Source organism: Streptomyces sp. NPDC048523 (genome assembly GCF_043199815.1).
GTDB lineage: Bacteria > Actinomycetota > Actinomycetes > Streptomycetales > Streptomycetaceae > Streptomyces.
Map to the genome: position 1 here is coordinate 1286634 of NZ_JBICWQ010000002.1, position 23163 is coordinate 1309796.

The window sequence follows — 23163 nt, forward strand, 5'->3', positions numbered from 1 at the left end:
TCGGCCTTCGCGCCGGCGTCGCCGGTCAGAAAACAAACAAGCGGCAGAGAGAGGCCCCGCTTTCATGCCCGGCCAGCCACAAGATCACCCGGCCGGGTCGACGACCTCGAACTCACACCTCAGATCCGGTCGACGAGGTCCGCGATCGAGTCCACGACCTTGGAGGGCCGGTACGGGAAGGCCTCGACCTGCTCGGGCCGGGTCAGGCCGGTGAGCACCAGGAAGGTCTGCATGCCGGCCTCCATGCCGGCCAGGACGTCGGTGTCCATGCGGTCGCCGATCATCGCGCTGGTCTCGGAGTGCGCGCCGATGGTGTTGAGGCCGGTGCGCATCATCAGCGGGTTGGGCTTGCCCGCGAAGTACGGCTGCTTGCCTGTCGCCTTGGTGATCAGGGCGGCGACGGCACCGGTGGCCGGCAGTGCGCCCTCGGCGGAGGGGCCGGTCTCGTCGGGGTTGGTGCAGATGAAACGGGCGCCGTCGTTGATGAGCCGGACCGCCTTGGTCATGGCCTCGAAGGAGTAGGTGCGGGTCTCTCCGAGGACGACGTAGTCGGGCTCGTGGTCGGTGAGGATGTAGCCGATGTCGTGCAGGGCGGTGGTCAGACCCGCCTCGCCGATGACGTACGCCGTCCCCTCGGGCCGCTGGTCGTCCAGGAACTGTGCGGTGGCCAGGGCGGAGGTCCAGATGTTCTCGATCGGCACGTCCAGGCCCATGCGGCGCAGGCGGGCGTGCAGGTCGCGCGGGGTGTAGATGGAGTTGTTGGTCAGCACCAGGAACGGCTTGCCGGACTCCCGGAGCTTCTTGAGGAAGGCGTCGGCGCCGGGGATCGGTACGCCCTCGTGGATGAGCACACCGTCCATGTCGGTGAGCCACGAATCGATGGGCTTGCGGTCTGCCATGTGCGGGATCTCCTGCCGTACGCGTGTACGCCGTGCTGCGTCGGCCCCAGCCTAGACAGTGCCCGGATCTTGGGGGAATGGCCGGTTGGGGGCAGGTCCCGGAAGGTACGGGGTCAGCGGCGGCCCCGGGCTCGGAGGATCGCGCCCGCGGTGACCAGGAGGAGGGCGGCGGTGCCGAGGACGGCGGCGGCCACGGCGGGGCCGGTGCTGGCGAGTTCTTCGGCCGCGTCCGCGAAGGGGAGGCCGTCAGGGGTGGGGGTGGTGGGGGTGTCGGACGGTGTGTCCGCGGCGGAGCCGATGCCGAAGCGGTAGTCGTTGGACTGCCCCACCCAGTCGCCGTCGTCGCCGTGCCGCTGGACGACGGCCGCGTTGACGGTGACCTCGTTGGGTACGGCGTCCGCGGCGACCGCGAGCCGTACCTTCACGGTGAGGGTCTTTCCGGGGCCGACGGTGAGCCCGGCACCTCCGAAGGCCCCGACGAGTTCGTCCTCGTCGGTGGTCTCGAACCGGACGGCGCGGGGGCGGGGACCGTCGTAGAACTCCAGACGGGGCTGGGACGGCTTCAGGACGTGGCGCTCGTCGACGAGGACGACGACCGGGTGGATCCCGCCACAGGTGTGCCGGGTCGTGTTGACGAGATCCAGATACCAGATCCCGAACTCCCCACCGGCCTCGTAAACGGCGGGACCGCCGTGAATACGGGTGGTGAGGGGGAAGTCGCGGCCGGCGGGGGCGCAGGAGTGGTCGGCGTGAGCGGGCGTCGCAGGGCTCAGGGCGGCTGCCGCCGCGAGGCCGAGGAGGGCGGGCGGGTAACCACGTACATACCGTCGCATGAACACATGACCATGCCGGGCGGCGACGCCCAACGGGGGATGCCGCTCCGTACACCCCGCGAAGTCCCCTCGATCAGCGGACGCGGCACGGGGTTCCGCACCGTCCGTCAGGCGTCGGCGCGGCCGAAGAGGGGGGCCAGTACGAGCTGGGCCGCGCCTTCGGCGACCTCGTCGGCCGCGGCTCGGACCGGGACCGGTCCCTCGCCGGTGCGCCGGGCGCGTTCGGCGAGGACGGCTTCGACGCCTCGTAGGAACGCGTCCGGGGCGGCGGTGACGGTACGGCCGCCCAGCAGGACCAGGTCGATGTCGAGGAGGGCGACGAGGTTGCCCGCCGCGATGCCGAGGACCCGGGCCGCTTCGGTGAGGTCGCCCCGGGCCACCGCCGCCAGGCACAGCGCCTCGACGCAGCCCCTGTCGCCGCAGCCGCAGGGCGGTCCGTCGAGCTGGACGACCTGATGTCCGAACTCCCCGGCCCCGGTCCGCACACCCCGGTGCACGGCCCCGCCGATGACGAGCCCGGCACCGAGGCCCGTACCGAGATGCAGATAAGCGAACGACCCGCGCTCCCCCGCCACCGCGAGCCCCAGCGCGGCCGCGTTGGTGTCCTTGTCGACCGCGACGGGCACCCCGAGCCGCCGCGCGAGCGCGTCCCGCAGGGGAAAGCCGTCCCACTCGGGGAAGCCGGTGACGCGGTGCAGCACGCCCCGGGTGTGGTCGAGGGGGCCGGGGAGGGCGACGCCGACGCCGAGGAGGGCGAGGAGCGTGCCTGCGTCACCCTGGCCCTCCCCGCCTCCTTCCCGCACCCCCGCCACCAGCACCTCCGCCTCCCCCGCGACCGCCGCCACGACAGCCTCCGCCCCCGCACCCAGGTCCAGCTCGGCCCGCCGTTCCCGCACCACCGTGCCCGCGAGATCCACCAGCACCGTCCGCAGCGCGTCGCGGTCCAGGTGGACGCCCACCGCGTGACCCGCCCCGGGTACGAGACGCAGTACCGTCCGCCGCTTGCCGCCCGTCGAGGCGCGGTGGCCCGCCTCCGCCGCGAGGCCCTCCTCCCGCAGCCGGGCGGTGATCTTGCTGACGGCCTGCGGGGTGAGGCCCGTGCGGTCGGCGAGTTCCAGTCGGCTGATTCCCCCGGCGCCCGCACCCCTCAGCAGGTCGAGCACGAGCGCGGTGTTGTGGCTGCGCAGGGCCGGGAGGTTGACGCCGCCGTTCGTCCTGTTCACGCTGCCATTGTCCGCCACACTTGCACTTTGGCAACAGCGTTGCGAAAGTGGAGGGCATGACTGCTGCTGACCTCCGCGTGGGCCTCGTCGGCTACGGCCTCGCGGGCTCCGTCTTCCACGCCCCGCTGATCGCCGCCACCGAGGGCCTCACCCTCGACACGGTGGTCACCTCGAACCCCGAGCGGCAGGCACAGGCCCGCGCCGAGTACCCGGACGTCCGTACGGTCCAGGGCGCCGACGAGCTGTTCGCCCGCGCCGGCGAGCTGGACCTGATCGTCATCGCGTCTCCGAACAAGACACACGTCCCGCTCGCCACCACCGCCCTGAAGGCCGGCCTGCCGGTCGTGGTCGACAAGCCGATCGCGGGAAGCGCGGCCGAGGCGCGACAGCTGGCGGCGCTCGCCGAGGAGCGCGGCCTGCTGCTCTCCGTCTTCCAGAACCGGCGCTGGGACAACGACTTCCTGACGCTCCGCAAGCTCCTCGACGAGGGCGAGCTGGGCGACGTATGGCGCTTCGAGTCCCGTTTCGAGCGGTGGCGGCCGCAGCCCAAGGGCGGCTGGCGCGAGTCCGGCGACCCCGCAGAGATCGGAGGTCTGCTCTACGACCTCGGCAGCCATGTCGTCGACCAGGCCCTGACCCTCTTCGGACCCGCCGCCTCCGTGTACGCCGAGGCGGACGTCCGCCGCCCGGGCGCCGAGATCGACGACGACACGTTCCTCGCGATCACCCACACGAGCGGCGTCCGCTCCCACCTGTACGTCTCCGCCACCACTGCCCAACTCGGCCCCCGTTTCCGGGTGCTGGGCTCCAAGGCGGGTTATGTGAAGTACGGCCTGGACCCGCAGGAGGCGGCCCTGCGCGAGGGCGAGCGGCCCGGCGCGGCGGCCGGCTGGGGCCGGGAGCCCGAGTCGCTGTGGGGCCGGCTGGGCTCGGGCGAGTCCCCCGTGACGGGCGGCGGCAGCCCCGTCCCCACCCTGCCCGGCGACTACCCGGCTTACTATGCGGCCGTGGCCAGGGCCCTGACCGACGGCGGCACCAACCCGGTGACCGCGCTGGAGGCGGCCGCCGCCCTCGACGTACTGGAGGCGGCGCGCCGTTCGGCCCTCGACGGAGTGGCGGTGAAGCTGTGACGCACAACACCGAGCTGACCCCGAAGTTCCAGCCGGAACTCACCCCGCCGCTGGAGGAGCTGGAGGCGCAGGAACGCCGCCTGGTCTTCCGGCAGTTCACGTACGACGACGCGTGGGCGCTGGGCTCCCTGCTGGTGGAGATGGCCCGGGAGCGGCAGGCACCGGTGGCGATCGACATCCACCGCGGCGGCCAGCAGCTCTTCCACGCGGCCCTGCCGGGCTCCGCCCCGGACAACGACGGCTGGATCGACCGCAAGCGCCGGGTCGTGGAGCGCTACGGCTCCGCCTCCTACCTGGTCGGCGCCCGTTTCCGCGCCAAGGGCAGCACCTTCGAGGAGTCCTCGCGCCTGGACCCGGACGAGTACGCGGCCCACGGCGGGTCCTTCCCGATCACGGTGGAGGGCGTGGGCGTCGTCGGCACGGTGACGGTCTCGGGCCTGCCCCAGCTGCAGGACCACCGGTTCGTGGTCGAGGCGCTGGAGGAGTTCCTGAGCAAGGACCGGTAGTCCGGGACAGGAATGACCGCCGGGTCCTTGCGCGTTGGCATCTGCCATGAAGCAGATCATCGGCAAGTACGGCATCTGGAACGGCGGCGGCCTGCGCGGGGAGGACCCGGGCCGGCAAGGCGAACGGGCCGAGGCCGCCGCCGAGCTGGAGGAACTCGGGTTCGGCGCGATCTGGCTGGGCGGCAGCAGCTCCGCCGCCAACGCCGCCCCGCTCCTCGAGGCGACCTCGCGGATCGCCGTCGGCACCAGCATCCAGAGCATCTGGGACCACGAACCGGAGGCCGCCGCCGCGAGCTTCACCGACCTGGACGCCGCCCACTCCGGCCGTTTCCTCCTGGGCCTGGGCGTCAGCCACGCCAAGATCGCCGACCAGTACCGGCGCCCGTACTCGGCCCTGGTGGCCTACCTGGACGCCCTGGACGAGGCGGGCGTACCGGCCGGGGGCCGGGTGCTGGCCGCGCTGGGCCCCAAGACCATCGAGCTGGCCCGGACCCGTGCGGCCGGCTCGATCCCGTACCTGGTCACCGCCGAGCAGACGGCACGGTCCCGCGAACTCCTGGGCGAGGGGCCCCTGTTGGCCCCCGAGCTGAAGGTCGTCCTCGAGACCGACCCCCGGCGGGCCCGTACCGTGGCCCGCGACTGCCTGGCCATCTACCTGGGCCTGCCCAACTACACCAACAACTTCCTCCGCAACGGCTTCACGGAGGACGACCTGAGGGACGGCGGCAGCGACCGCCTGGTCGACGCGGTCTTCGCCTGGGGCACGGACGAGCAGATCCGCGCCCGTGTCGACGAGTTCGTCGAGGCGGGCGCGGATCATGTGGCCCTGCAGATCGTGGACGGCGGCCCGCGCTCCGGCATCCCGAGGCAGGCCTGGCGCAGGCTGGCCTCGCTGCTGGGGTGAGTGAACCGCCCTACATGTCCTGTCCTACGCGTCCTGCCCTATGCGTCCTGCCCTACGTGACGTGCCCTACGCGTCCTTGAACTCCTGGCGCTGACGCCCGAGCCCCGAGATCTCCAGCTCCACCACGTCCCCGGACCGGAGATAGGGCTTGGGCTCGGGCTCCCCCAGGGCGACCCCGGCCGGCGTGCCCGTGTTGATCACATCGCCCGGGTACAGGGTCATGAACTGGCTGACGTACCGCACCACTTCACCGACGGGGAAGATCTGCTCGGCGGTCGTGCCGTTCTGCTTCAGCTCCCCGTTGACCCACAGCTTCAGGGACAGGTCCTGCGGATCCGGCACCTCGTCCGCCGTCACCAGCCAGGGCCCCAGGGGGTTGAACGTCTCGCAGTTCTTCCCCTTGTCCCAGGTCCCCCCGCGCTCGATCTGGAACTCCCGCTCGGACACGTCGTGCGCCACCGCGTACCCGGCGACATGGGCGAGCGCGTCCTCCACGGACTCCAGGTAGCGGGCCGTACGCCCGATGACGACCGCCAGCTCGACCTCCCAGTCGGTCTTCACCGACCGCCGGGGCACCAGCACCGTGTCATAAGGGCCCACCACCGTGTCCGCGGCCTTGAAGAAGATCACCGGCTCGGCGGGCGGCTCGGCCCCCGTCTCGCGCGCGTGGTCGTGGTAGTTCAGGCCGATGCAGACGATCTTCCCGATCCGGGCGATCGGCGGCCCGACCCGGAGCCCCGTGGCGTCCAGCGCCGGCAGGTCCCCGGCCTCCGCGGCCGCGCGGACCCGGCCCAGTGCCGCGTCGTCGGCGAGCAGCGTCCCGTCGATGTCGTCCACGACACCGGACAGGTCCCGCAGGACCCCGTCGGCGTCGAGCAGCGCGGGCGTCTCCGTTCCCGCCGTACCGACTCGCAGCAGCTTCATGATCACAGTCTCCCTCTATCGCGGGGTGTCCACCGACGGGTGCAGCCATCGGATGACTGGTCGATCGTCCAAGGTCGATGTCCGCTCCGCAATACCCGGTTCACGGACTGGACCGGTCAGCGGTAGAGAACCGCCCGCTCCACCGCCGCCCAGGTCGAACTGGTCACCACGTACAGCGCGGCCGCCAGCGGCACCACCGCGACGGTGAAGAGGGTGAAGAAGGACATGTACGGCATGACCTTGCTCATCGCGCCCGCGCCGGGGACCGGTTGCCCGTCCGTGACCGGCACGACCGGGTTCGCGGCCATCATGCGCTTGGTGCGGCGGTAGTTGAAGGTCGCCACCACGGCCACGAACGCGAACAGGCAGACGTAGACGAGCCCCGCTCCCCCGAACGCCCCGCCGTGCCCGAGCGCGTCCGCCCAGCGTCCGCCGAGCGGCGCGGCGAACAGGTCGTGACCGAGGAGTGCGTTCGCCTTCCCGCCGATCGTCGTGTTGGAGAAGAGGTGGTAGAGCAGGAAGAACGCCGGCATCTGGAACATCACGGGGAGGCAGCCGGTCAGTGGTGAGACCTTCTCCTCGGCGTGCAGTGCCAGCACCGCCTTCTGGAGCTTGTCGGGCTGGTCCTTGTGCTTCTTCCGCAGCTCGGCGATCTTCGGCTGGAGCTTGGTGCGGGCCTTCTGGCCGCGGGCGGCGGCGCGGGACAGGGGGTGCACGAGCAGTCGTACGAAAGCGGTGAACAGGACGATCGCGGCGGCGGCCGCGGTGGCGCCGAACAGGGGGTGGAGCAGGTCGGCGAGATGCTGGACCAGGTCAGCGAAGACGGACATGGGTGAGCCCTCCGGGGGTCTCGTCGTGCCGGAAGTGAGCAAGGCGGCATGACGACCCGCGCGGGGTGTCCTTACAGGTCCTTACAGGAGTGAGCCCCTACGCGACGGTCGCCGGGAGGGCGTGTCCGGGCGCTCGGGGGCGGGGGCGGCCCTTGGCGCCGGGGTCGCGTTGCGGCAGGAAGGCCGTACGGCGGGCGCGGTCGCGGATGGCCGTGCGGACCCGCGTGGGCGGTACGGCGGGTGCGCAGCGCGAGGCGATCAGCGAGCAGGCGGCGAACGCGGAGCCGGCCGCGGCGGTCGCGGCGAGGGCGACGGCGGCGGAGAGGCTGCCGGCGTCGACGAGGACGACGTCGAGGAGGAGGAGCAGGAGCGCGGCGGCGGGACGCATGCCGGCCCAGCTGCGGATCACGGCACTCCCCCTCTCCCTGTCGTCGGTCCTCCCCCGGTTATACCTGATCGACCGCGACCGGCGCGCGGACCTCGCGATGCTGGTCTCGGCGGCCCTGGCACTGGTGGCGGCGGCGAGCGTGGTGGCGCTGCGAGAGCACTGAGCTCCTCAACGCGGCCGCGACGACACGAGCTTGCCCCACACCACCAGCCGGTACCGGGACGTGTACTCCGGGGTGCACGTGGTGAGGGTGAGGTAGTGACCGGGCACGGTGTAGCCGTAGTTCGGGTGGACCGTCGAGCGCGGGACGGGGCGGAGCACTCCCGAGTCGCGGGCCGCGGTCTGGCGCAGGGTCTTGTCCACGGCGTACGTGTGGACCGCGCTCCGCGTCTCCACGCGGACGGTGTCCCCGGGCGTCAGGCGGTTGATGTACCGGAAGGGCTCGCCGTGGGTGTTGCGGTGCCCGGCGAGCGCGAAGTTGCCGGCGCCGCCCGGCTGCCCGGTGCCGGGGTAGTGGCCGACGTACCCCTTGTTGAGAACGCTCTGCTTGCCGACGCCCTCGGCGACGGGCACGCGGAGGTGGAGGCGGGGGATGTCGAGGACGGCGTACGCCTGGGACAGGTCGGGGGTCGCGGAGCCATCGGCCGGAGAAGCGGGCGAGGAAGAGGGCGGGACGGCCGTACCGGAATCCGCAACGGCGCCCGGGTTGGAGGCCGTGTCGGGGGCCGCGCCAGGATCGTCGCCCGCCGCACCCGACCCCTCCTCCTGGTCCCACTGCCGCTCCAGCGCCTCGACCTTCCGCTGAGCGCCCTCCCTGGCCTCCCGGTTGGTCCACCACAGCTGGTGCACGACGAGCAGCAGCAGGACGATCCCTGCGGTGACCAGGCATTCCCCACCGGTCCACACCGCGCGTCGGCGCCGCTCGCGCCGGCGCCGGGCTCCGTGGTGCATGACGCGCTGCCGCATACCTCACGCCTCCTCGGAACGCCTCCTCGGACGGGGCCGCCCGCACGATAAGGGCCGGGCCTCCAACTCACCAGTGCCGAGCGCCTCGTAGCGCGGGCGGAGAGGTCGGAGCGGTCGCCGTGCGCCCGGCGCAGCGGTCGGCGCGTCCGGCATACCGAACTTCCTCCACAGGTTTTAGGAAGGGCTGTCAGAACTCTCGACAACCCCATTGGCCGCACCCGATGCTTCCTCGTGGCATGAACGGGGCAGGCCACGACGCCGGCCAGAAGGCCGCGTCGATCCATCGGAGTTCGGAGTAGCCATGATCCGACGCAGAACGCTGCTGACAGCCGCAGGAGGCACCCTCCTCGGCAGCGCGCTGGCCACCGGTACCGCCCATGCGGACGCAACGATCGCGGTCAGCCCGGGGACGTCGTACGGCACCTGGGAGGGCTGGGGCACCTCCCTGGCCTGGTGGGCCAACGTGTTCGGCGCCCGGGACGACTTCGCCGACATCTTCTTCACCACCAAGTCGACGTCCTACAACGGCACTTCGCTCCCCGGCCTCGGCCTCAACATCGCCCGCTACAACCTGGGCGCGTCCAGCTGGAACTCGGTGGGCGGCACGTCGATGACCGCCTCGCCGAACATCCCCGCCTTCAAGCAGATCGAGGGCTTCTGGCAGGACTGGAACAACGAGGACCCGACGTCCTCGGCGTGGGACTGGACGGCGGACGCGAACCAGCGGGCGATGCTGGTGAAGGCGACCCAACGCGGGGCTGTCAGCGAGCTGTTCGCCAACTCGCCCATGTGGTGGATGTGCCTGAACCACAACCCCTCCGGCGCCTCCGGCGGCGGCAACAACCTCCAGTCCTGGAACTACCGCCAGCACGCCTCCCACCTGGCCGCGACCGCCCTGTACGCCAGGAACAACTGGGGCGTGAACTTCTCGACGGTCGACGCCTTCAACGAGCCCTCCTCGTCCTGGTGGACCGCGACCGGCACGCAGGAGGGCTGCCACATGGACGCGACGGTCCAGTCGGCCGTACTGCCGTACCTGCGCAGCGAGTTGAACAACCGCGGCCTGACCGGCGTGAAGATCTCGGCCTCCGACGAGACGAGTTACGACCTCGCCCGCACCACCTGGAACTCCTTCAGCTCGACGACGAAGGGGTACGTCAACCAGGTCAACGTGCACGGCTACCAGGGCTCGAACGGCCGCAGGGACCTCCTCTACACGGACGTGGTCACCACGGCCGGCAAGAAGCTGTGGAACTCCGAGACCGGCGACAGCGACGGCACCGGCTACACCATGGCCTTCAACCTGCTCTACGACTTCCGCTGGCTGCACCCCACGGCCTGGGTCTACTGGCAGGTCATGGACCCGTCGACGGGCTGGGCGATGATCGCGTACGACCAGAGCACCCTCCAGCCGACCGCGGTCCAGACGAAGTACTACGTCATGGCCCAGTTCGCCCGGCACATCCGCCCCGGCATGAAGATCATCGACACGGGCGTGAGCAACGCGGTCGCGGCCTACGACTCCTCGGCCAAGCGCCTGGTCATCGTGGCCCTCAACACCTCCACCTCGGCCCAGACCCTGACCTTCGACCTGTCGAGGTTCACGACGGTGACGGGCGGCTCCGGCGGCCTCGTCCCGCGCTGGAACACGGTGACGACGGGCGGCGACAAGTACGTGTCGTACTCCAACACCTTCCTGAGCGGGAAGTCGGTGGCGGTGCCGTTCGCGGCGAAGGCGGTGCAGACGCTCCAGATCGACGGCGTGACGATCTGAGGTGACACGTGAAGGGGCGGGGGGCGCGGGCCGGGCCCGGGGCTCTTCTCCTGTTAACCGGGCCCTGGCCTGCACCTCCCTCTTCTTTGTCACTGATCGGCAGTACGGTGTCACCCATGCGCCCCGACACGCCTGCCGAGAACGTCGACCACACCGCCGAAGCGGCGCGCCTGGAGCGGACCGCCGACCGGTATCCCGAGGACGCCGAAGCCCTGCTCCTGCAGGCCGCGGCCCATCTGGAACTGGCCGGCGACCGCCCTGCCGCGTCCTCCCTCTACGACCGCCTGCTGGCCACGCAGGAGGGCCTGGAGAACCCGTTTCTCGTCCGTGCCCTGAAGGCCGCGAACCTCTGGGAGTACGGCCATGAGGCCGAGGCCCGCGCGATCATCGAGGGCGTCCGCGCGGCGTCACCCCGGGACCCGGCGCCCTGGGTGATCGTCGCGGAGGCCCTGGAGTCCCACGACGAGCTGGAGCAGGCGCAGGAGACGTTCACGGAGGGAGCCAGGGTGCTCCTCACAGACGTAGCGGAGCCGCCGTACTCCACGCATCCTGTGCTGTTCGGCCGCCACCGCGTCCGCCGCATGCTGGGCCTGCCCCACGACGACTGGGACGTCCTGGCGGACACCCTCCACACCTCCCCGGTCTCCCTGGACGAACTGCACGACCCGAAACGCGTCTGGTCGCTCGGCTCGGAGAACCCGGCGGAACTGGAGGCGGAGATCTCCCGCCTGCGCGCGGAACTCGGCACGTTCAGGGAGGCGCTGTCCCGCCCGTTCCCGGTGGCGGTCCTGCACTGGCCCGCCTCCGAACTCACGGAACTGGTGGACGCCTACCCGTCCCTCTCCGCGGAGTACCCCTCCCACGAGGAGCACCTGGCGACGATAGAGGCGTCCCTACGCGAACTGTCCGCCTCCGGCACGGCGAACCTGGGCATCGTGACAGGCACGGTCCCGTCGTACGAGGCCTTCGCGGCATCGGAGGGCACGTCCCCGGCAGAGCCCTCACTGCTCCCCCAGTACGCCACGACCCTGGCGGCGCGTGGGCGTGCGGTGGAGTGGCCGCCGCAGCGGGGGACGGCTTGTTGGTGCGGGTCGGGGCGGGTTTATGGGGAGTGCCACGGGGAGTGACGCGGAAAGGGGGGCGAGGGCGGCGTTGGTGGCTCGCCTTTCCCCCACCCGAGGCACACCGTCTCCCACCGGCCGCAAGCCGCTGGGCAAACGGGGCGTGCCACCGCGACGCGACCGCGCAAATCCAACTCCGCTCACAGAGCAAGCTGGCTTGCCCCCACCCACCGGGGCCACCCATCCCTCCAGGCCACCCGCTTGCTTCTCCCCCGTGCTGGAGCGGACTGGGTCAAGGGTCGGCCGAAGGCTGATCGCCGCAGGCGACGCGACCGCAGGGAGCGCCCTTGAGGCAGTCCGTGGAAGCACGACACTGACCGAGAAGCGGGCGGCCCGACGGCACCTATGAAGTGAGCGGTGCCGCTGGACGGTTCAACGCCGCTGGATCAGCCGCACCGGATGTCCGGGGTGCTGAGGGTGTACTTCACCCCGCCCCGGATCAGCGACCCGCTCAAGTGGATGCACTCATTGGTCGCATCGAACCAGGTATAGAGCGGCCCGGCGTAGTAGTGGTAGTTCGCCGGGTGCTCCTGCGGCGGGTCGGCGACGTAGTCACCACTCTCGTTGTGGAGGTACAGCGTGATGTTGGACGCCAGACCGTCGTAGGGGCTGGAGAAGAACTTCGCGCAGTTTCGCTTGGTCGAGGCGTTCCAGTAGGTGCGCGCGTAGCCGCCCCCGTTGCTCCCCGAAGGGCTCTTGGCCCAGTAGGACTTGCCGTCCCAACTGCCGCTGCACTCAACAGCCGCGGGAGCGGAGGCAGTTGCCGCCTCGGCCGGTACCGCCTGCGCGGTCGGGGCGGCGACCAGACCGAGCATCAGCGCCATGACACCGAGGCCGAGCAGCTGTGTTCTCCGTAAACGCTTCATCCGCAACTCCTGTGGTGAGATGTCGCCAATCCGGTACATGACACGAAGCACTCGGAATGTTCCGCCTGTCGCGGAGTCAACACCCGGCTTGTCACGAAATCTCCGCCGTATTGCACGGACGAGCGGGCTCCTCGTCCTCGTCCTTCTGCCGACCGCTCGGGAGCCCGCGCCATCAACCGTCCGTAGGACTGACAGCGCACCGTGCGCGCCCCGCAAGCCAGACGGCGATCCGCTCCCTGAACTCACGATTGACGTAGGGACTGTCGTGAACGGCTATCCGTTCCAGGTGCCTCAGGACGTTCTCCGAGCGGTTCGGGTGGCGCACCGCGAGCACGTCGACGCCGATCTCGCCCGTTGAGGCATGGACGTACACGCTGCTGTCGAGAGCCATCATGGCGAAGCCCGGGTGACCCGCGTGAATGCCGAGGAACGCCGATGCCGCGGCCCGGCCCATGATGTCCCAGCGCTCCAGGAGCCGGCCCCGGGTCCAGACCGCCGGCGCGGTGTGACTGCCGCTGTGCAGGTGCCGCAGGGCGGCCTGGTGCGACCGGGTGCCCTGCGGGAGCTGCACGAGAAACTCACGCCGATGGTCGAGAAGGCCCGAGGAGAGAGCGAGGTCGTACCAGTCCGCATTGAGTCGGTCGACAAGCCGCGGGGTGTCGTAGGGGTGGGAAAAGCCGCCGACCAGGTCTTCGGCGCCGTATCCAACGACGTACGGCATCACACCGTCCGGCACAGCGTTCGGAATCACCTCGATCCCGGCCCGCCACAGCGGCCGGTACACCTTACGGACACGCTCCTGAGCACCCATCGATCACTGCTCCTGTCAACCGGCCATCATCGCATCCGAGATGGACTTGACCCCACCGTGCACGGTGAGCCCCCCGTCCACAGGAATCTCTGCACCGGTGATGAAAGACGACTCGTCGCTCAGCAGAAACACCACAAGCGGAGCGATGTCATCAACTGTCCCGCTCAAGGCCACGGTCGACGGTTTCTATCGCTACGTCTTCGCGGGCACCCCCACCACCACCGCAGCGACGGCGCCCGGCGACTTCGTCGACGAGGTAGGCAGTTCGGCGGCACCGCTGGTCAGCACTCCGCTGCCGGGCGCCGCCATGCTTTCCTGTCTTGCAGGGTCGTTCCACGCCTTGAGTGCCCGACAGGGTCACCGGTGAGGGACCCCACCACGAAGTAGCGCCAACACAACGGCGTGGAGCAGGAGGACCCGCCCCCGCTCCGCGCCTCGCGCCATCAGGACGTCAACCTCAGCGCCCTGAGCACGCCCGCACTCAGGGCTACGTCATTGTTGTGGCCCGGGACCGCGCGTCCATCCTCGACCCGGTACACGCCCTGCGTGGAGTTCACCAGGGTGAACCGGTTGCCGTGCGGTTCGTCGAGCAGCAAGACGTACTCCTTCCCGGCGGCGAGGTCTGCCGTTTCGGGCCCCGATCCGGGTGTCGTATAGACCAGTTCGAAGTCGCCGCCCGTGGGAGGAGACATCCCCTTGGCCGTCGCCAGCACCTGGGCCGTGGCGACGGTCTCGGTGAGACCGTCGGTCGTCTCCTCGTGCCCGGTGCCCAGCCGCGCCCTGACGATCAGCACAGACGCGTCCTCCAGCTCGGCAGTCGTACCGAAATACGGCTCGTCGGCCATCGGATCACCACCGCTCCCGCCGGGTTCCTTCGGGTCGTTCAGTGCGAACACGGCGACTGTCGTGACCGCGGCGGCGGCCGCGCAGGCGATGGCTGCCACGAGGATCCCGCGCCGGGACGACCGCCTGGCCGGTACTCGCTGCTGTGTCTCGACGGACCCGACCAAGTCGGCGAGCTCTGCCCGCGCACGCGCCGACAAACCGTGAACCGTCGCGTCCGGCACCGGATTGGCGTGCTGGACAAGGGACTTCACATGGGGCTTGTTGATCATGTCGACTCCTCGGGTGAGAGGGACGCGGGTGAGGCGTAGACATCACGGAAGGCTTCACGGGCGCGATGCAGCCGAACCCACACCGCCGGGCCGCTGCATCCGAGCACCGCGGCCGTCTCGGGCGTGCTGAGCCCGTCCCAGTAGCGCAGGAGCAGGACGTCCCTGTGCCGCTCGGGAAGCCGTTCGAGGGCCTCAAGAACGCTCGAGTCCTCTTCGGACGCCGGCACACGGTCCAGTTCGTCGGTGATGAGCCGGTGCAACTCAGTCAGCCGGGCCGCGGCGCGGTGGTGGTTGCTCAGCAGATTGCGCGCGGTGACGAACAGCCAGCCGGAGCCCACCTCCCCGCCCTTGAGCACGCGCTCCCACGCGATCCGGAAGACCTCGGCCGTCAGTTCCTCCGCCGCGCTCCGTTCGCCGATCCGGCGATGCAGGAAGGCGGACACCCGTGGGTGGTCCCGGACATACAGGGCCGTAAACCGTGCGGCGCGTTCACGGTCGGTCGCGGTCTGTATGTTCTCCACACCTCATAGATGTCATGAGCCCGGCACTTCCTTACGCCCACCCACGTCTTTTCTCCGAACCGGCCGGCCGGAAGGTCGGTCTCGCGGGCACAGCGGACACTACGGTCGCCCGCCGAGCGTCTGTGCCAGCACGAGGATGGGCTGTCCTCCTCACAGACAAGTCCACCTCAGCCAAGGGCGACGGCCTGAAAACGATCACTTTTCGACACAAGGGCTTCGATTGTCAGTGACTGCTGTTAGAACAGATCCACATCGGCATGAGGGAACGAAGGAGCGGTCGTGGCGGAATCGAGTGACCTCAAGGCTGGCCTCCACGAACGGCTTGTCACTCAAGAGCTGCACGATCAGATACAGGGTCTCGAGGCTGCGGGCTGGAAGGCCATCGACGCGGAGGTCAGTCCAGAGTCCACCCCGCACGTGCTGGCTAGGCACATCGGCGAAACCATCGGCCGTCGGTTGGCTCAACTGCCGCAGAACGAGCAGGTGGCCGTCGCTAACCAGATCATGCAATCGCTGACCGGTAGCACGCCAGGACTGGATGAAGGCGCACGCAACACCACCATCGTCGACGGCCCCCGGCAGTTGCTCGCCCTCGCGGAACAGGAAGCCCCCGGCGTCTACGCCATCCGCCCACTCACGCCGCTCTCCGAAACCGCACTGATCACCAACGCCCCGGACGACCCCAGCCTCGGCGCCGAACTGCGCGCAGAGCTAGCCACGGCCGACCGCATCGACCTTCTGTGCGCCTTCGTCAAGTGGTACGGCATCCGTGTCCTGGAGAGTTCACTGCGAGAAGCCGCCCGTCGTGGCGTACCCATTCGCGTCATCACCACGACGTACATGGGCGCCACCGACCGGCATGCCCTCGACCGACTCGTCCGAGACTTCGGCGCCGAAGTAAAGGTCAACTACGAGACCCGCTCGACTCGCCTGCACGCCAAGGCCTGGCTGTTCCGTCGCAATAGTGGATTCGATACCGCGTATGTAGGCAGCTCCAACCTCTCCAAGGCCGCACTTCTCGACGGCTTGGAGTGGAACGTACGCCTGTCGTCCGTGGCGACACCGGCTGTGTTGAACAAGTTCGAAGCCAGCTTTGACTCGTACTGGAACGACATCGCTTTTGAGACCTACGATCCAGCTCGCGACGCCCTCAAGTTGGACGAGGCCCTGGGCGTGGCCGGTAGCTCTACGTCTCACCCGGACGCAAAGATCAGCCTCTCCGGCCTTGAAGTGCGACCGTACCCACACCAGGCCGACATGTTGGAGCGCCTGCGCGTCGAGCGTGAGGTCCGCGGGCACCATCACAACCTGCTGGTGGCCGCGACTGGCACGGGCAAGACCGTGATGGCCGCCCTTGACTACCGCAATCTGCACAAGCAGTGGGGCGGCAAGCAGTACCCACGGCTGCTCTTCGTGGCACACCGCAAAGAGATCCTCAAGCAGTCGTTGCGTAAGTACCGCGAAGTGCTCGATGACGCGTCCTTCGGTGAGCCCCTCTTCAGCGGTGAACTACCGCGCGACTGGCAGCATGTCTTCGCCAGCGTCCAATCCCTGACCGACCAGCGACTCGACCAGTTCACTCCGGAGCACTTCGACATCATCGTCGTCGACGAGTTCCATCACGCTACGGCTACGACATACCGCCGCGTCCTCAACCATTTCAAGCCGAAGCAGCTCCTCGGCCTGACCGCCACGCCTGAGCGTGCCGACGGACTCAATGTGCAGGACGAGTTCTTCGAGGGCAGGATCGCTGCCGAGATGCGCCTGTGGGAGGCGCTCGATAACGACCTTCTGTGCCCATTCCACTACTTCGGAGTGCCTGACGGTACGGACCTCACCCGCCTCAACTGGCGTTCGGGGACGTACGACCAGAGCCAACTCGGCGACTTGTTCTCCGCCGACCACGCCCGGGCTCGTATCGTCATCAAGCAACTGCGGGACAAAGTATCCGACCCGACAAGTATGCGGGCCCTCGGATTCTGCGTAACCCGGAAGCACGCTCACTTCATGGCCAAATGCTTCCAAGAAGCGGGATACAAGGCTGCGGCCTTGGATAGTGAGTCAAAACCCGAAGTCCGCGACCGGATCCTGTCCGAACTCAAGACAGGAGAGGTCCAGGTCATCTTCTCCGTAGACCTGTTCAACGAGGGCTTGGACATCCCCGACGTTGATACGCTCCTGCTCCTCCGTCCGACGAACAGCGCCACGGTCTTCCTCCAACAGCTCGGTCGAGGTCTGCGCCGCACGCCGGACAAGCCGGTGCTCACAGTCCTCGACTTCATTGGGCAGCACCGTGCAGAGTTCCGTTTCGAGGAGCAATTCCGTGCGATGACAAACCTGTCGCGCAACCGACTTCTTGAGCACGCTGAGCATGACTTCCCTCTACTGCCGTCCGGCTGCCAGATCATCCTTGAAGGCAAGTCCAAGGACATTGTGCTGGACAACATTCGCGCCCAGATCAAGGCAACCGTTCAGACTCTGGCCAAGGAGGTCAGGGCCTTTCGTACACCGCTCCTCGCCGACTACCTCAGGGAGAGCCGGCGCGAAATCAAAGAGCTCTACAAGTCCAACAACTCGTGGACGTCCGTCCTGCGTCGCGCCGGTCTGGCCGAGCTGCCTGAACAGGCCGGCGAGGAAGACCTCTTGAAGCGCGTGCATGCGTTCCTACACGTCGACGACCTCGAGCGCGCGGAGGCATATACCCGTCTGCTGAGCGATGACGCTCCGACTTACGAAGACTTGAACGCGAGAGACAAGACATACGCGCGCATGCTCTTCTTCAACCTCTGGGACAAGGCCGGCGGTTTCAGCTCCTACGCGCAAGGGCTGGAATCACTCCGTGAGCAGCCAGCCCTCCGTAGTGAACTGCGGCAGGTGCTCAAGCACGTGATGGGGCAGGCCGACCACTTCCCCATCCCCTTGGAGGGCCCACACGCACACATCCCTTTGAAGATCCACAGCGCGTACAACCGCTCGGAGATCCTGGCTGCGCTGGGCGTCGCTCGACTCAACGGACAGATGCCTGGCTCCTTCGCGCAGGGCGTCCTATGGGACCAACCGAACCAGACGGACGCACTGTTGATCACTCTTGAGAAGAACGAGAAGGACTTCTCCCCCACCGTCAGGTACAAGGACTACGCCCTGAGCCCTTCGCTCTTCCACTGGGAGTCACAGAGCACAACCGCAGAGACCTCCCCCACCGGTGTGCGCTACCAAGAGCACGTCCAACGTGGCAGCCATGTGCTGCTGTTCATGCGGCGGTATAAGGACACGGACATCGGCAAAGCCCAGCCGTGGATGCTGCTCGGCCCGGCGACCTATGTTCGGCACGAGGGCAGTAAGCCCATGGCCATCACCTGGCAACTTCATCATGAGCTGCCTGCAGATGTTTGGTCGTATTCGGCCATCGCCACGGGCTAGCCGACCGGCTGTCGTGGATCACGAATGATCTCACCGGCTCGATGAAGGAAGGTGGCATGTGCTTCCGCCATCTCAGCCCTGGCCTGCTCAAAGCTGACCCACTCTGCGCTTGAGCCTGAGAAACTGACACTCTCGATGTGCAGTAAGGCGCGCGCGGCCGCCACCGACTTGCCCGTGATCGCATGGGCCAAGGAGTACGCCTCCGTTGGCCCCCAGAGCGCCAATTGGCTGGTTTTGGCCTGCAGTTCGAGTGCTCGATCTCGCACTTCACGCCCTGTCGGTTCATCAAGCCGTGTTCCATTTCGTATCTCAGGCGCCATACGGGCAAGCACTTCCTCAAGAGCGGCATAAGCCACAAGGAGGGCGGCAAAGGACTGGTGTCGCTGACTACGCACCCATTGCCAATGCTCCGCCGCCGCCTGGCCGTGCACCTGCGCCAGGGCCGCCTCAACTGCCTTTCGCCCGCCCGCTTCCGCTCCGCGCTTGGCGTACCTTCCAGCGATCACAGCCCCGATGATCGCCGCCGCGAAAGCGATAACACCCGAGATGACCGTCCCCGTCGCATCACTCATCACACCATCCTCGCTTGGACCCAGCGCCACCACAACGCCCCTCCAAGCAGACTGTGCCACTACCTGCACTCCGTGAGCACTGCTATTAACCTCGACCCATGACGACATCCACACCCGGGTTTCAACCCGGCGCCATCCTCACACGTGCCGAAATCCATCCCGTGCTTGGCGGCAGCGGGTACGCGGGTATCTGCCCGGCGAAGGAGAAAAGGAACGTTCTCCTGTTCTCCGACAGCAAGATTGGCGAGCGTTACGGATATCGCGATGGCTGGCTCGCTGAGGATGACGACATCGGCCCAATATTTACCTATACCGGAGCAGGTAAGCGAGGCGATCAGAACCTCAGTGGCGGAAATGCTGCAATCATGGAACACGCCAGCAAAGGCCGCACCCTGCACTTATTTATCGCCGTGGGCAAGGTCCCAGGAAGCGACACGCGAACGCACAGGTATATAGGCCAGTTTAAGGTCGACGACCGCAATCCGTTCGAGATACGGGAAGCCAGGGACGAACTAGGCGAGGATCGCAACGTCATTGTCTTCCGACTCCGCCCCATCGGTCTTTACATCCGGGAGGCTTCCGACACTCTTCAACCGGCGTCCACTTCCAGATTTCGCTTCCATCGGACCGCAGGCCGCCTGGCTCGAGCCTACCGACGACAGAGGCGCCGACAGCAGCCGACCAACGTCGAGCAGGTAGGAGCGGCGACCCGTGACGATCTGGCAGATGCCTTCGAGGACCGCGAGACTGCGGCTGGGGAAACTATCGTTCAATTAGAGGTGTCGATGCGGAATTCGACATCTCAACTTGTATTCGATCTTTACAACCAGACGAACAACACACTGTACGAGCCAACGGCTAGCGCAGCAAGTGAGTCAATCACTCAGGCTCTTGCCCAACTCCTGCAAGCGCGCCGCTACTTGAGACGCCTGGCTCACAGTCAGCCCCTCCACCTGATGGTGCTCGCACCGACGCTTCCCCGCGAAGATCTCCGTGATCTGCTCACTGAACACGGGATCGGCATCGTCTATCGAAATGACAGCGGCAGTTTCTCTGAGTTCGAGGCAAGCACCACGCCCTCGAGCAGTGCTCCTGACTTCCGCTGCATAGATTGCCCTGCACTCGCCTCCTGAGTTTCAGGTGATGGCGCGCATGAGCGGCTGAACGGGAGGATTACCAGCAGGTGTGCAGGCGCTGGTAATCCTCCGACAGCTACCCAGCCTCCGCCTCGAAGCGGACCTGCGCCCGATCAAGGGCCTCGTCGGCGTCGCGACCGTGAGCCCTCAGCCAGTGCAGGACGTCGACCATCACATCGATCGCCGCTTCTTCGACCACCGCCACCGCTCCGGTTCCTGCCAGCCACAGGCGCGCCCGCTCGCAGCCGTAATTACTCAGCAGGCTCTCCACCCGATTCACGCGAGCGCCTCCAGAGTGCTCCTCAGCTGAGGACAGCCCCGTCGGCAGCTCACACCACGTCACCTTCTGGTCGGCCTGGAGCTGAACGCCCCAACGGTCGGTGACAGCGCTGATCAGCGCCATTCCTCTGCCGGTCTCGGCATCCAGGCCGGCATCGAGGAGCACCGGCAGTGCGCGGGTGTCGGAGTCGTGAACCTCGATCCGCAGACGGCTTCCGCTCATGGACACGACGAGGGTGGCGGGCGTACCGGTACCCACGTGAGTGATGACGTTCGACGCGAGCTCGCTGACACAGAGCTGAGCGGCATCGATGACACCGTGAAGGCCCCACAGCCCCAGGTGAAGCCGCATGATCCGCCGCAGCGCGGCAACCTCCTGCGGCTCCGCAGTGAAGGGAAGACTCCAGGGCTTCCTCGGGACACCAGCGATGCAGTCCATCCACCAACACCTCTACCTTCGAGTCCAGTTGCGAAGTGCGATCACCCACATACAGAGAGTTGCATTGGAACTCTCAAAATGGAACTCTCATCTCAGGCTTCTAGTGGTGCGACCGGATGGCGAGCGCCCCCGGCGCGCGCCACCTTGCCGTTCCCTCGGGACAACCAGGACGATTCGCTAGATCGACACGAAGGGCCGCAGGCATGGCAGTTGGACCCACGACACGAAGGCGCCAACTCGGCGCCGACCTCCGTCGTCTCCGCGAGCGAACAGGGTTGACCCTCGAAGAGGCAGGCACCCGCGTCGGCATCTCGAAGGCGACCTTGAGCCGCTACGAAACGAAGGAAGGGACCGTCAAGTGGCCGGCCGTTGATGCCCTCTGCCGCGAGTACGGCGCCTCCGACGAGGAACGTCTGGCCCTCGTAGAGCTCGCGAAAGGCGCCAAGATCCAGGGCTGGTGGCGGTCCCTCGACGACCCCATCCCCGAGTCGATGAACCTCATGCTCACGCTTGAGGACGAAGTCGTACGCGAAGACCACTACGCCTGCATGTACATCCCTGGTCTTCTGCAGACCCGCGCCTACGCGGAAGCCGTCCACCGGGCCTCGGAAGTGCAGTGCCCCGAGCGCGAAGTTCAGCACATGGTCGACATCCGCATGAAGCGGCAAGAGCTCCTCGAACGAGAGGAACCCCCGCTGCTGTGGTGCGTGATCGATGAGGCGGCACTACGGCGCAGGGTAGGCGGCGGCGAGGTCATGCGGGACCAGCTCCACCACCTACTCGCCATGGCACAGCGACCACACGTCACCGTCCAGGTGCTCCCCTTCTCATCCGGCGCACACGCTGCCGCCGTAGGCAGTTTCGCGGTCCTGCGAGGTCCGTCTCCCGAACTGGACGTGGCATACGTGGACTTGCTCGGCGGTGGTCTCTTCATGGAAAAGCAACGAGAACTGGAGCGTTATAGATTGGCGTTCGAGTACCTCAGCGCGCAGGCGCTCGATCTTGAGTCCTCGGCGGCGGTCATCCGCCGTATAAGCAAGGAGCTTTGATGACGAAGGCACCGACGCACGCGTGGTTCAAGTCCTCCTACAGCGGAGGCAGCGGAACCGAGTGCGTGGAGACCGCCTTCGTACAGCCCGAGGTACTCGTACGGGACTCCAAAGCACCTGAACGCCCGTATCTCGTCATGTCAGTGGGCGCCTGGTGCGGCTTCCTGTCCGGAGTACGTCGTACCTCTCCTGGGGGCTTTTAGGAGCAGGCGACCTTGAGCGGACCGCAAGCCAAGAAACCCGTGCCCGCGCCCCTGCGAACCAACGGCGATCCCCGTGCCGCCCTCCGGTCCGGCCGAGACGGATCTGAGCGCGGTCGCCTCGAAGGCATCGATCTCGTGGGACGCTGAAGCAGGAGACCGATGAGTGGTGAGTAGCGTCCTCACGGCGATGATGACCGGGCCGATCGTCCCCACCAGGAGAGCACCCCGTGACCATCGTGAAGGACATCACTCTCCGCGCCACACACCACTGCGAAACCACCACCCTCGGCCTCCTCCTCCGCCACCAGGGCGTCGATCTCTCCGAGCCCATGCTCTTCGGACTCGGTCGTGGGCTCTCCTTCGTCTACTGGGACAGCAAGAGCATGGGGTTCCCCTTCCTGGGGGGACGGGTCAAGCCCTTTGAGCTCACCCGGAATCTGGCTGAGACGCTCGGGTTGGATCTCGTGGTGCAGGAGACCGCCTCGCCTCGGAAGGCGTGGGCGAACGTGGTGGAGGCCATTGAGGGCGGCCGGCCCGTGGGGCTGCAGCTGGACAGTTATCACCTGGACTACTTCGGGGCGAAGGTGCACTTCGGGGGGCATGTCGTCGCCATGTATGGCTACGACGAGCAGGTCGCCTACCTGGTGGACACCGAGCAGCAGGGCGGAGCGGTGTCCACGAGTCTCGGCGGTCTCGCTCAGGCTCGGGCCGCGCGTGGGCCCATGACCGCCAGGCACCGGTCCTTCACCCTCACCGCTCCCACCGTTCCCCAGGACCCGCCCGCGGCTCGCGAGAGGATCGTTCCCGCCATCACCGCCTGCGCGAAAGCCTTTCTCAACCCGCCGATCGCCAACCTGGGTCATCGCGGCATCGAGAAGAGCGGCAAGCTGGTCCGCACCTGGCTCGGGCGGACCGACGACCCGCGGCGGGACCTGCCGCAGGCCGCCCTTCTGATGGAGAAGGCCGGTACCGGTGGCGCCCTGTTCCGCAATCTCTACCGCGACTTTCTCGCCGAGTGCTCCCAAGTGCTGGAGGCAAGTCCCCAGGCAAGTTCTTCGCTGCGCACCGGCCACCGGCTGTACATCGAGGCCGCCGCGCTGTGGACGGAGGTCGCCGCGCTGATCGCCCGAGCCGGTGAGGCGGGCGATGAGCAGTACCTCGTACGGGCGGGCGACGCCCTCCACGAGCTGTCGCGCATCGAACGCGAGGCCATGCAGGCGCTGAGCCGTCTGGAGGCCTGAATCGAGGCCCGGG

The 23163-nt window shown here is 67.8% G+C and carries 24 protein-coding genes and 1 pseudogene; 11 read left to right on the forward strand and 14 right to left on the reverse strand.

Going from position 1 to position 23163, the window contains the following annotated elements; genetic code table 11:
• Positions 1-119: 119 nt before the first annotated feature.
• The 3 genes from ACGFWE_RS14870 to ACGFWE_RS14880 all read right to left on the reverse strand — a co-directional run bounded on the left by ACGFWE_RS14870 (position 120) and on the right by ACGFWE_RS14880 (position 2955).
• Complete coding sequence (locus ACGFWE_RS14870; protein WP_280851281.1) at positions 120-899, reverse strand: HAD-IIA family hydrolase; 780 nt, start codon at positions 897-899, stop codon at positions 120-122.
• Positions 900-1012: 113 nt separating this feature from the next.
• Entirely contained in the window at positions 1013-1732 is a 720-nt protein-coding gene (locus ACGFWE_RS14875) for a hypothetical protein (RefSeq protein ID WP_352391291.1), read from the reverse strand.
• A gap of 107 nt (positions 1733-1839) precedes the next feature.
• Positions 1840-2955, reverse strand: coding sequence for an ROK family protein (locus tag ACGFWE_RS14880; RefSeq protein ID WP_393600106.1), 1116 nt, complete (start codon positions 2953-2955; stop codon positions 1840-1842).
• A gap of 56 nt (positions 2956-3011) precedes the next feature.
• Here ACGFWE_RS14880 and ACGFWE_RS14885 point away from each other — a divergent pair, with 56 nt between their 5' ends.
• The 3 genes from ACGFWE_RS14885 to ACGFWE_RS14895 are packed head-to-tail and all read left to right on the forward strand — an operon-like array spanning position 3012 to position 5495.
• Positions 3012-4085 carry a Gfo/Idh/MocA family oxidoreductase gene (locus ACGFWE_RS14885; protein ID WP_393600107.1) on the forward strand — a complete coding sequence of 358 codons (1074 nt, stop codon included), beginning with the start codon at positions 3012-3014 and terminating at the stop codon, positions 4083-4085.
• On the forward strand, positions 4082-4591 hold the full coding sequence (locus tag ACGFWE_RS14890) for a heme-degrading domain-containing protein (protein ID WP_393600108.1): 510 nt from the start codon (positions 4082-4084) through the stop codon (positions 4589-4591). Before ACGFWE_RS14885 ends, ACGFWE_RS14890 begins: the two co-directional genes overlap by 4 nt.
• 46 nt (positions 4592-4637) lie before the next feature.
• Positions 4638-5495, forward strand: coding sequence for an LLM class F420-dependent oxidoreductase (locus tag ACGFWE_RS14895; protein ID WP_393600109.1), 858 nt, complete (start codon positions 4638-4640; stop codon positions 5493-5495).
• Positions 5496-5561: 66 nt separating this feature from the next.
• Here the strand turns inward: ACGFWE_RS14895 and ACGFWE_RS14900 are convergent, their stop codons facing one another.
• The 4 genes from ACGFWE_RS14900 to ACGFWE_RS14915 form a co-directional block, all read right to left on the reverse strand.
• Positions 5562-6419 carry a fumarylacetoacetate hydrolase family protein gene (locus ACGFWE_RS14900; RefSeq protein ID WP_352391286.1) on the reverse strand — a complete coding sequence of 286 codons (858 nt, stop codon included), beginning with the start codon at positions 6417-6419 and terminating at the stop codon, positions 5562-5564.
• A gap of 116 nt (positions 6420-6535) precedes the next feature.
• Positions 6536-7249, reverse strand: a complete 714-nt coding sequence (locus ACGFWE_RS14905) for a YidC/Oxa1 family membrane protein insertase (RefSeq protein ID WP_393600110.1) — start codon at positions 7247-7249, stop codon at positions 6536-6538.
• A gap of 97 nt (positions 7250-7346) precedes the next feature.
• Positions 7347-7658, reverse strand: a complete 312-nt coding sequence (locus tag ACGFWE_RS14910; protein WP_393600111.1) for a DUF6412 domain-containing protein — start codon at positions 7656-7658, stop codon at positions 7347-7349.
• A 147-nt stretch (positions 7659-7805) separates the two neighbouring features.
• Complete coding sequence (locus ACGFWE_RS14915; RefSeq protein ID WP_393600112.1) at positions 7806-8603, reverse strand: class E sortase; 798 nt, start codon at positions 8601-8603, stop codon at positions 7806-7808.
• Between the two features lie 301 nt (positions 8604-8904).
• On the opposite strand from ACGFWE_RS14915, the gene ACGFWE_RS14920 reads away from it, so the two are divergent.
• Together ACGFWE_RS14920 and ACGFWE_RS14925 are read left to right on the forward strand one after the other, a co-directional pair.
• Positions 8905-10377: a beta-1,6-galactanase gene (locus ACGFWE_RS14920; RefSeq protein ID WP_352391280.1), complete on the forward strand. Its 1473-nt coding sequence runs from the start codon at positions 8905-8907 to the stop codon at positions 10375-10377.
• Positions 10378-10493: 116 nt separating this feature from the next.
• Positions 10494-11504, forward strand: a complete 1011-nt coding sequence (locus ACGFWE_RS14925; protein WP_393600113.1) for an SEC-C domain-containing protein — start codon at positions 10494-10496, stop codon at positions 11502-11504.
• A gap of 380 nt (positions 11505-11884) precedes the next feature.
• On the opposite strand, the gene ACGFWE_RS14930 is transcribed toward ACGFWE_RS14925, so the two are convergent.
• The 3 genes and pseudogenes from ACGFWE_RS14930 to ACGFWE_RS14940 form a co-directional block, all read right to left on the reverse strand.
• Complete coding sequence (locus tag ACGFWE_RS14930) at positions 11885-12364, reverse strand: hypothetical protein (RefSeq protein ID WP_393600114.1); 480 nt, start codon at positions 12362-12364, stop codon at positions 11885-11887.
• 172 nt (positions 12365-12536) lie between these two features.
• The gene (locus tag ACGFWE_RS14935; RefSeq protein ID WP_393600115.1) at positions 12537-13175 is read right to left on the reverse strand and encodes a hypothetical protein; all 639 of its coding nucleotides are present in this window, start codon (positions 13173-13175) and stop codon (positions 12537-12539) included.
• 15 nt (positions 13176-13190) lie between these two features.
• A pseudogene (locus ACGFWE_RS14940) lies at positions 13191-13340 on the reverse strand (SDR family oxidoreductase); the annotation flags it as partial.
• On the opposite strand from ACGFWE_RS14940, the gene ACGFWE_RS14945 reads away from it, so the two are divergent.
• Positions 13273-13542 (forward strand): hypothetical protein, encoded by a 270-nt coding sequence (locus ACGFWE_RS14945; protein WP_393600220.1) that lies wholly within the window; start codon positions 13273-13275, stop codon positions 13540-13542. The pseudogene ACGFWE_RS14940 and the gene ACGFWE_RS14945 overlap by 68 nt on opposite strands.
• A 76-nt stretch (positions 13543-13618) precedes the next feature.
• On the opposite strand, the gene ACGFWE_RS14950 is transcribed toward ACGFWE_RS14945, so the two are convergent.
• Both ACGFWE_RS14950 and ACGFWE_RS14955 read right to left on the reverse strand, forming a co-directional pair.
• A complete protein-coding gene (locus ACGFWE_RS14950; protein WP_393600116.1) occupies positions 13619-14290 on the reverse strand; it encodes a hypothetical protein in 672 nt (223 codons plus the stop codon).
• On the reverse strand, positions 14287-14811 hold the full coding sequence (locus tag ACGFWE_RS14955; RefSeq protein ID WP_393600117.1) for an RNA polymerase sigma factor: 525 nt from the start codon (positions 14809-14811) through the stop codon (positions 14287-14289). Before ACGFWE_RS14955 ends, ACGFWE_RS14950 begins: the two co-directional genes overlap by 4 nt.
• 279 nt (positions 14812-15090) lie before the next feature.
• Here ACGFWE_RS14955 and ACGFWE_RS14960 point away from each other — a divergent pair, with 279 nt between their 5' ends.
• Positions 15091-18231: a DUF3427 domain-containing protein gene (locus ACGFWE_RS14960; RefSeq protein WP_393600118.1), complete on the forward strand. Its 3141-nt coding sequence runs from the start codon at positions 15091-15093 to the stop codon at positions 18229-18231.
• Here ACGFWE_RS14960 and ACGFWE_RS14965 read toward each other — a convergent pair.
• Positions 18228-18803, reverse strand: a complete 576-nt coding sequence (locus ACGFWE_RS14965; protein WP_393600119.1) for a hypothetical protein — start codon at positions 18801-18803, stop codon at positions 18228-18230. The genes ACGFWE_RS14960 and ACGFWE_RS14965 overlap by 4 nt on opposite strands.
• A 98-nt stretch (positions 18804-18901) precedes the next feature.
• Between ACGFWE_RS14965 and ACGFWE_RS14970 the strand changes: the two genes are divergently transcribed.
• Positions 18902-19936: a hypothetical protein gene (locus ACGFWE_RS14970; RefSeq protein ID WP_393600120.1), complete on the forward strand. Its 1035-nt coding sequence runs from the start codon at positions 18902-18904 to the stop codon at positions 19934-19936.
• A 79-nt stretch (positions 19937-20015) separates the two neighbouring features.
• Here ACGFWE_RS14970 and ACGFWE_RS14975 read toward each other — a convergent pair whose 3' ends face one another.
• Positions 20016-20657, reverse strand: a complete 642-nt coding sequence (locus ACGFWE_RS14975; RefSeq protein ID WP_393600121.1) for an ATP-binding protein — start codon at positions 20655-20657, stop codon at positions 20016-20018.
• A 203-nt stretch (positions 20658-20860) separates the two neighbouring features.
• On the opposite strand from ACGFWE_RS14975, the gene ACGFWE_RS14980 reads away from it, so the two are divergent.
• From ACGFWE_RS14980 to ACGFWE_RS14990, 3 genes are all read left to right on the forward strand, one after another.
• A complete protein-coding gene (locus ACGFWE_RS14980) occupies positions 20861-21706 on the forward strand; it encodes a helix-turn-helix transcriptional regulator (protein ID WP_352391271.1) in 846 nt (281 codons plus the stop codon).
• Entirely contained in the window at positions 21706-21909 is a 204-nt protein-coding gene (locus tag ACGFWE_RS14985; protein WP_393600122.1) for a DUF397 domain-containing protein, read from the forward strand. Before ACGFWE_RS14980 ends, ACGFWE_RS14985 begins: the two co-directional genes overlap by 1 nt.
• Before the next feature lie 227 nt (positions 21910-22136).
• Complete coding sequence (locus ACGFWE_RS14990) at positions 22137-23150, forward strand: BtrH N-terminal domain-containing protein (protein WP_393600123.1); 1014 nt, start codon at positions 22137-22139, stop codon at positions 23148-23150.
• The last annotated feature ends 13 nt before the right edge of the window (positions 23151-23163 follow it).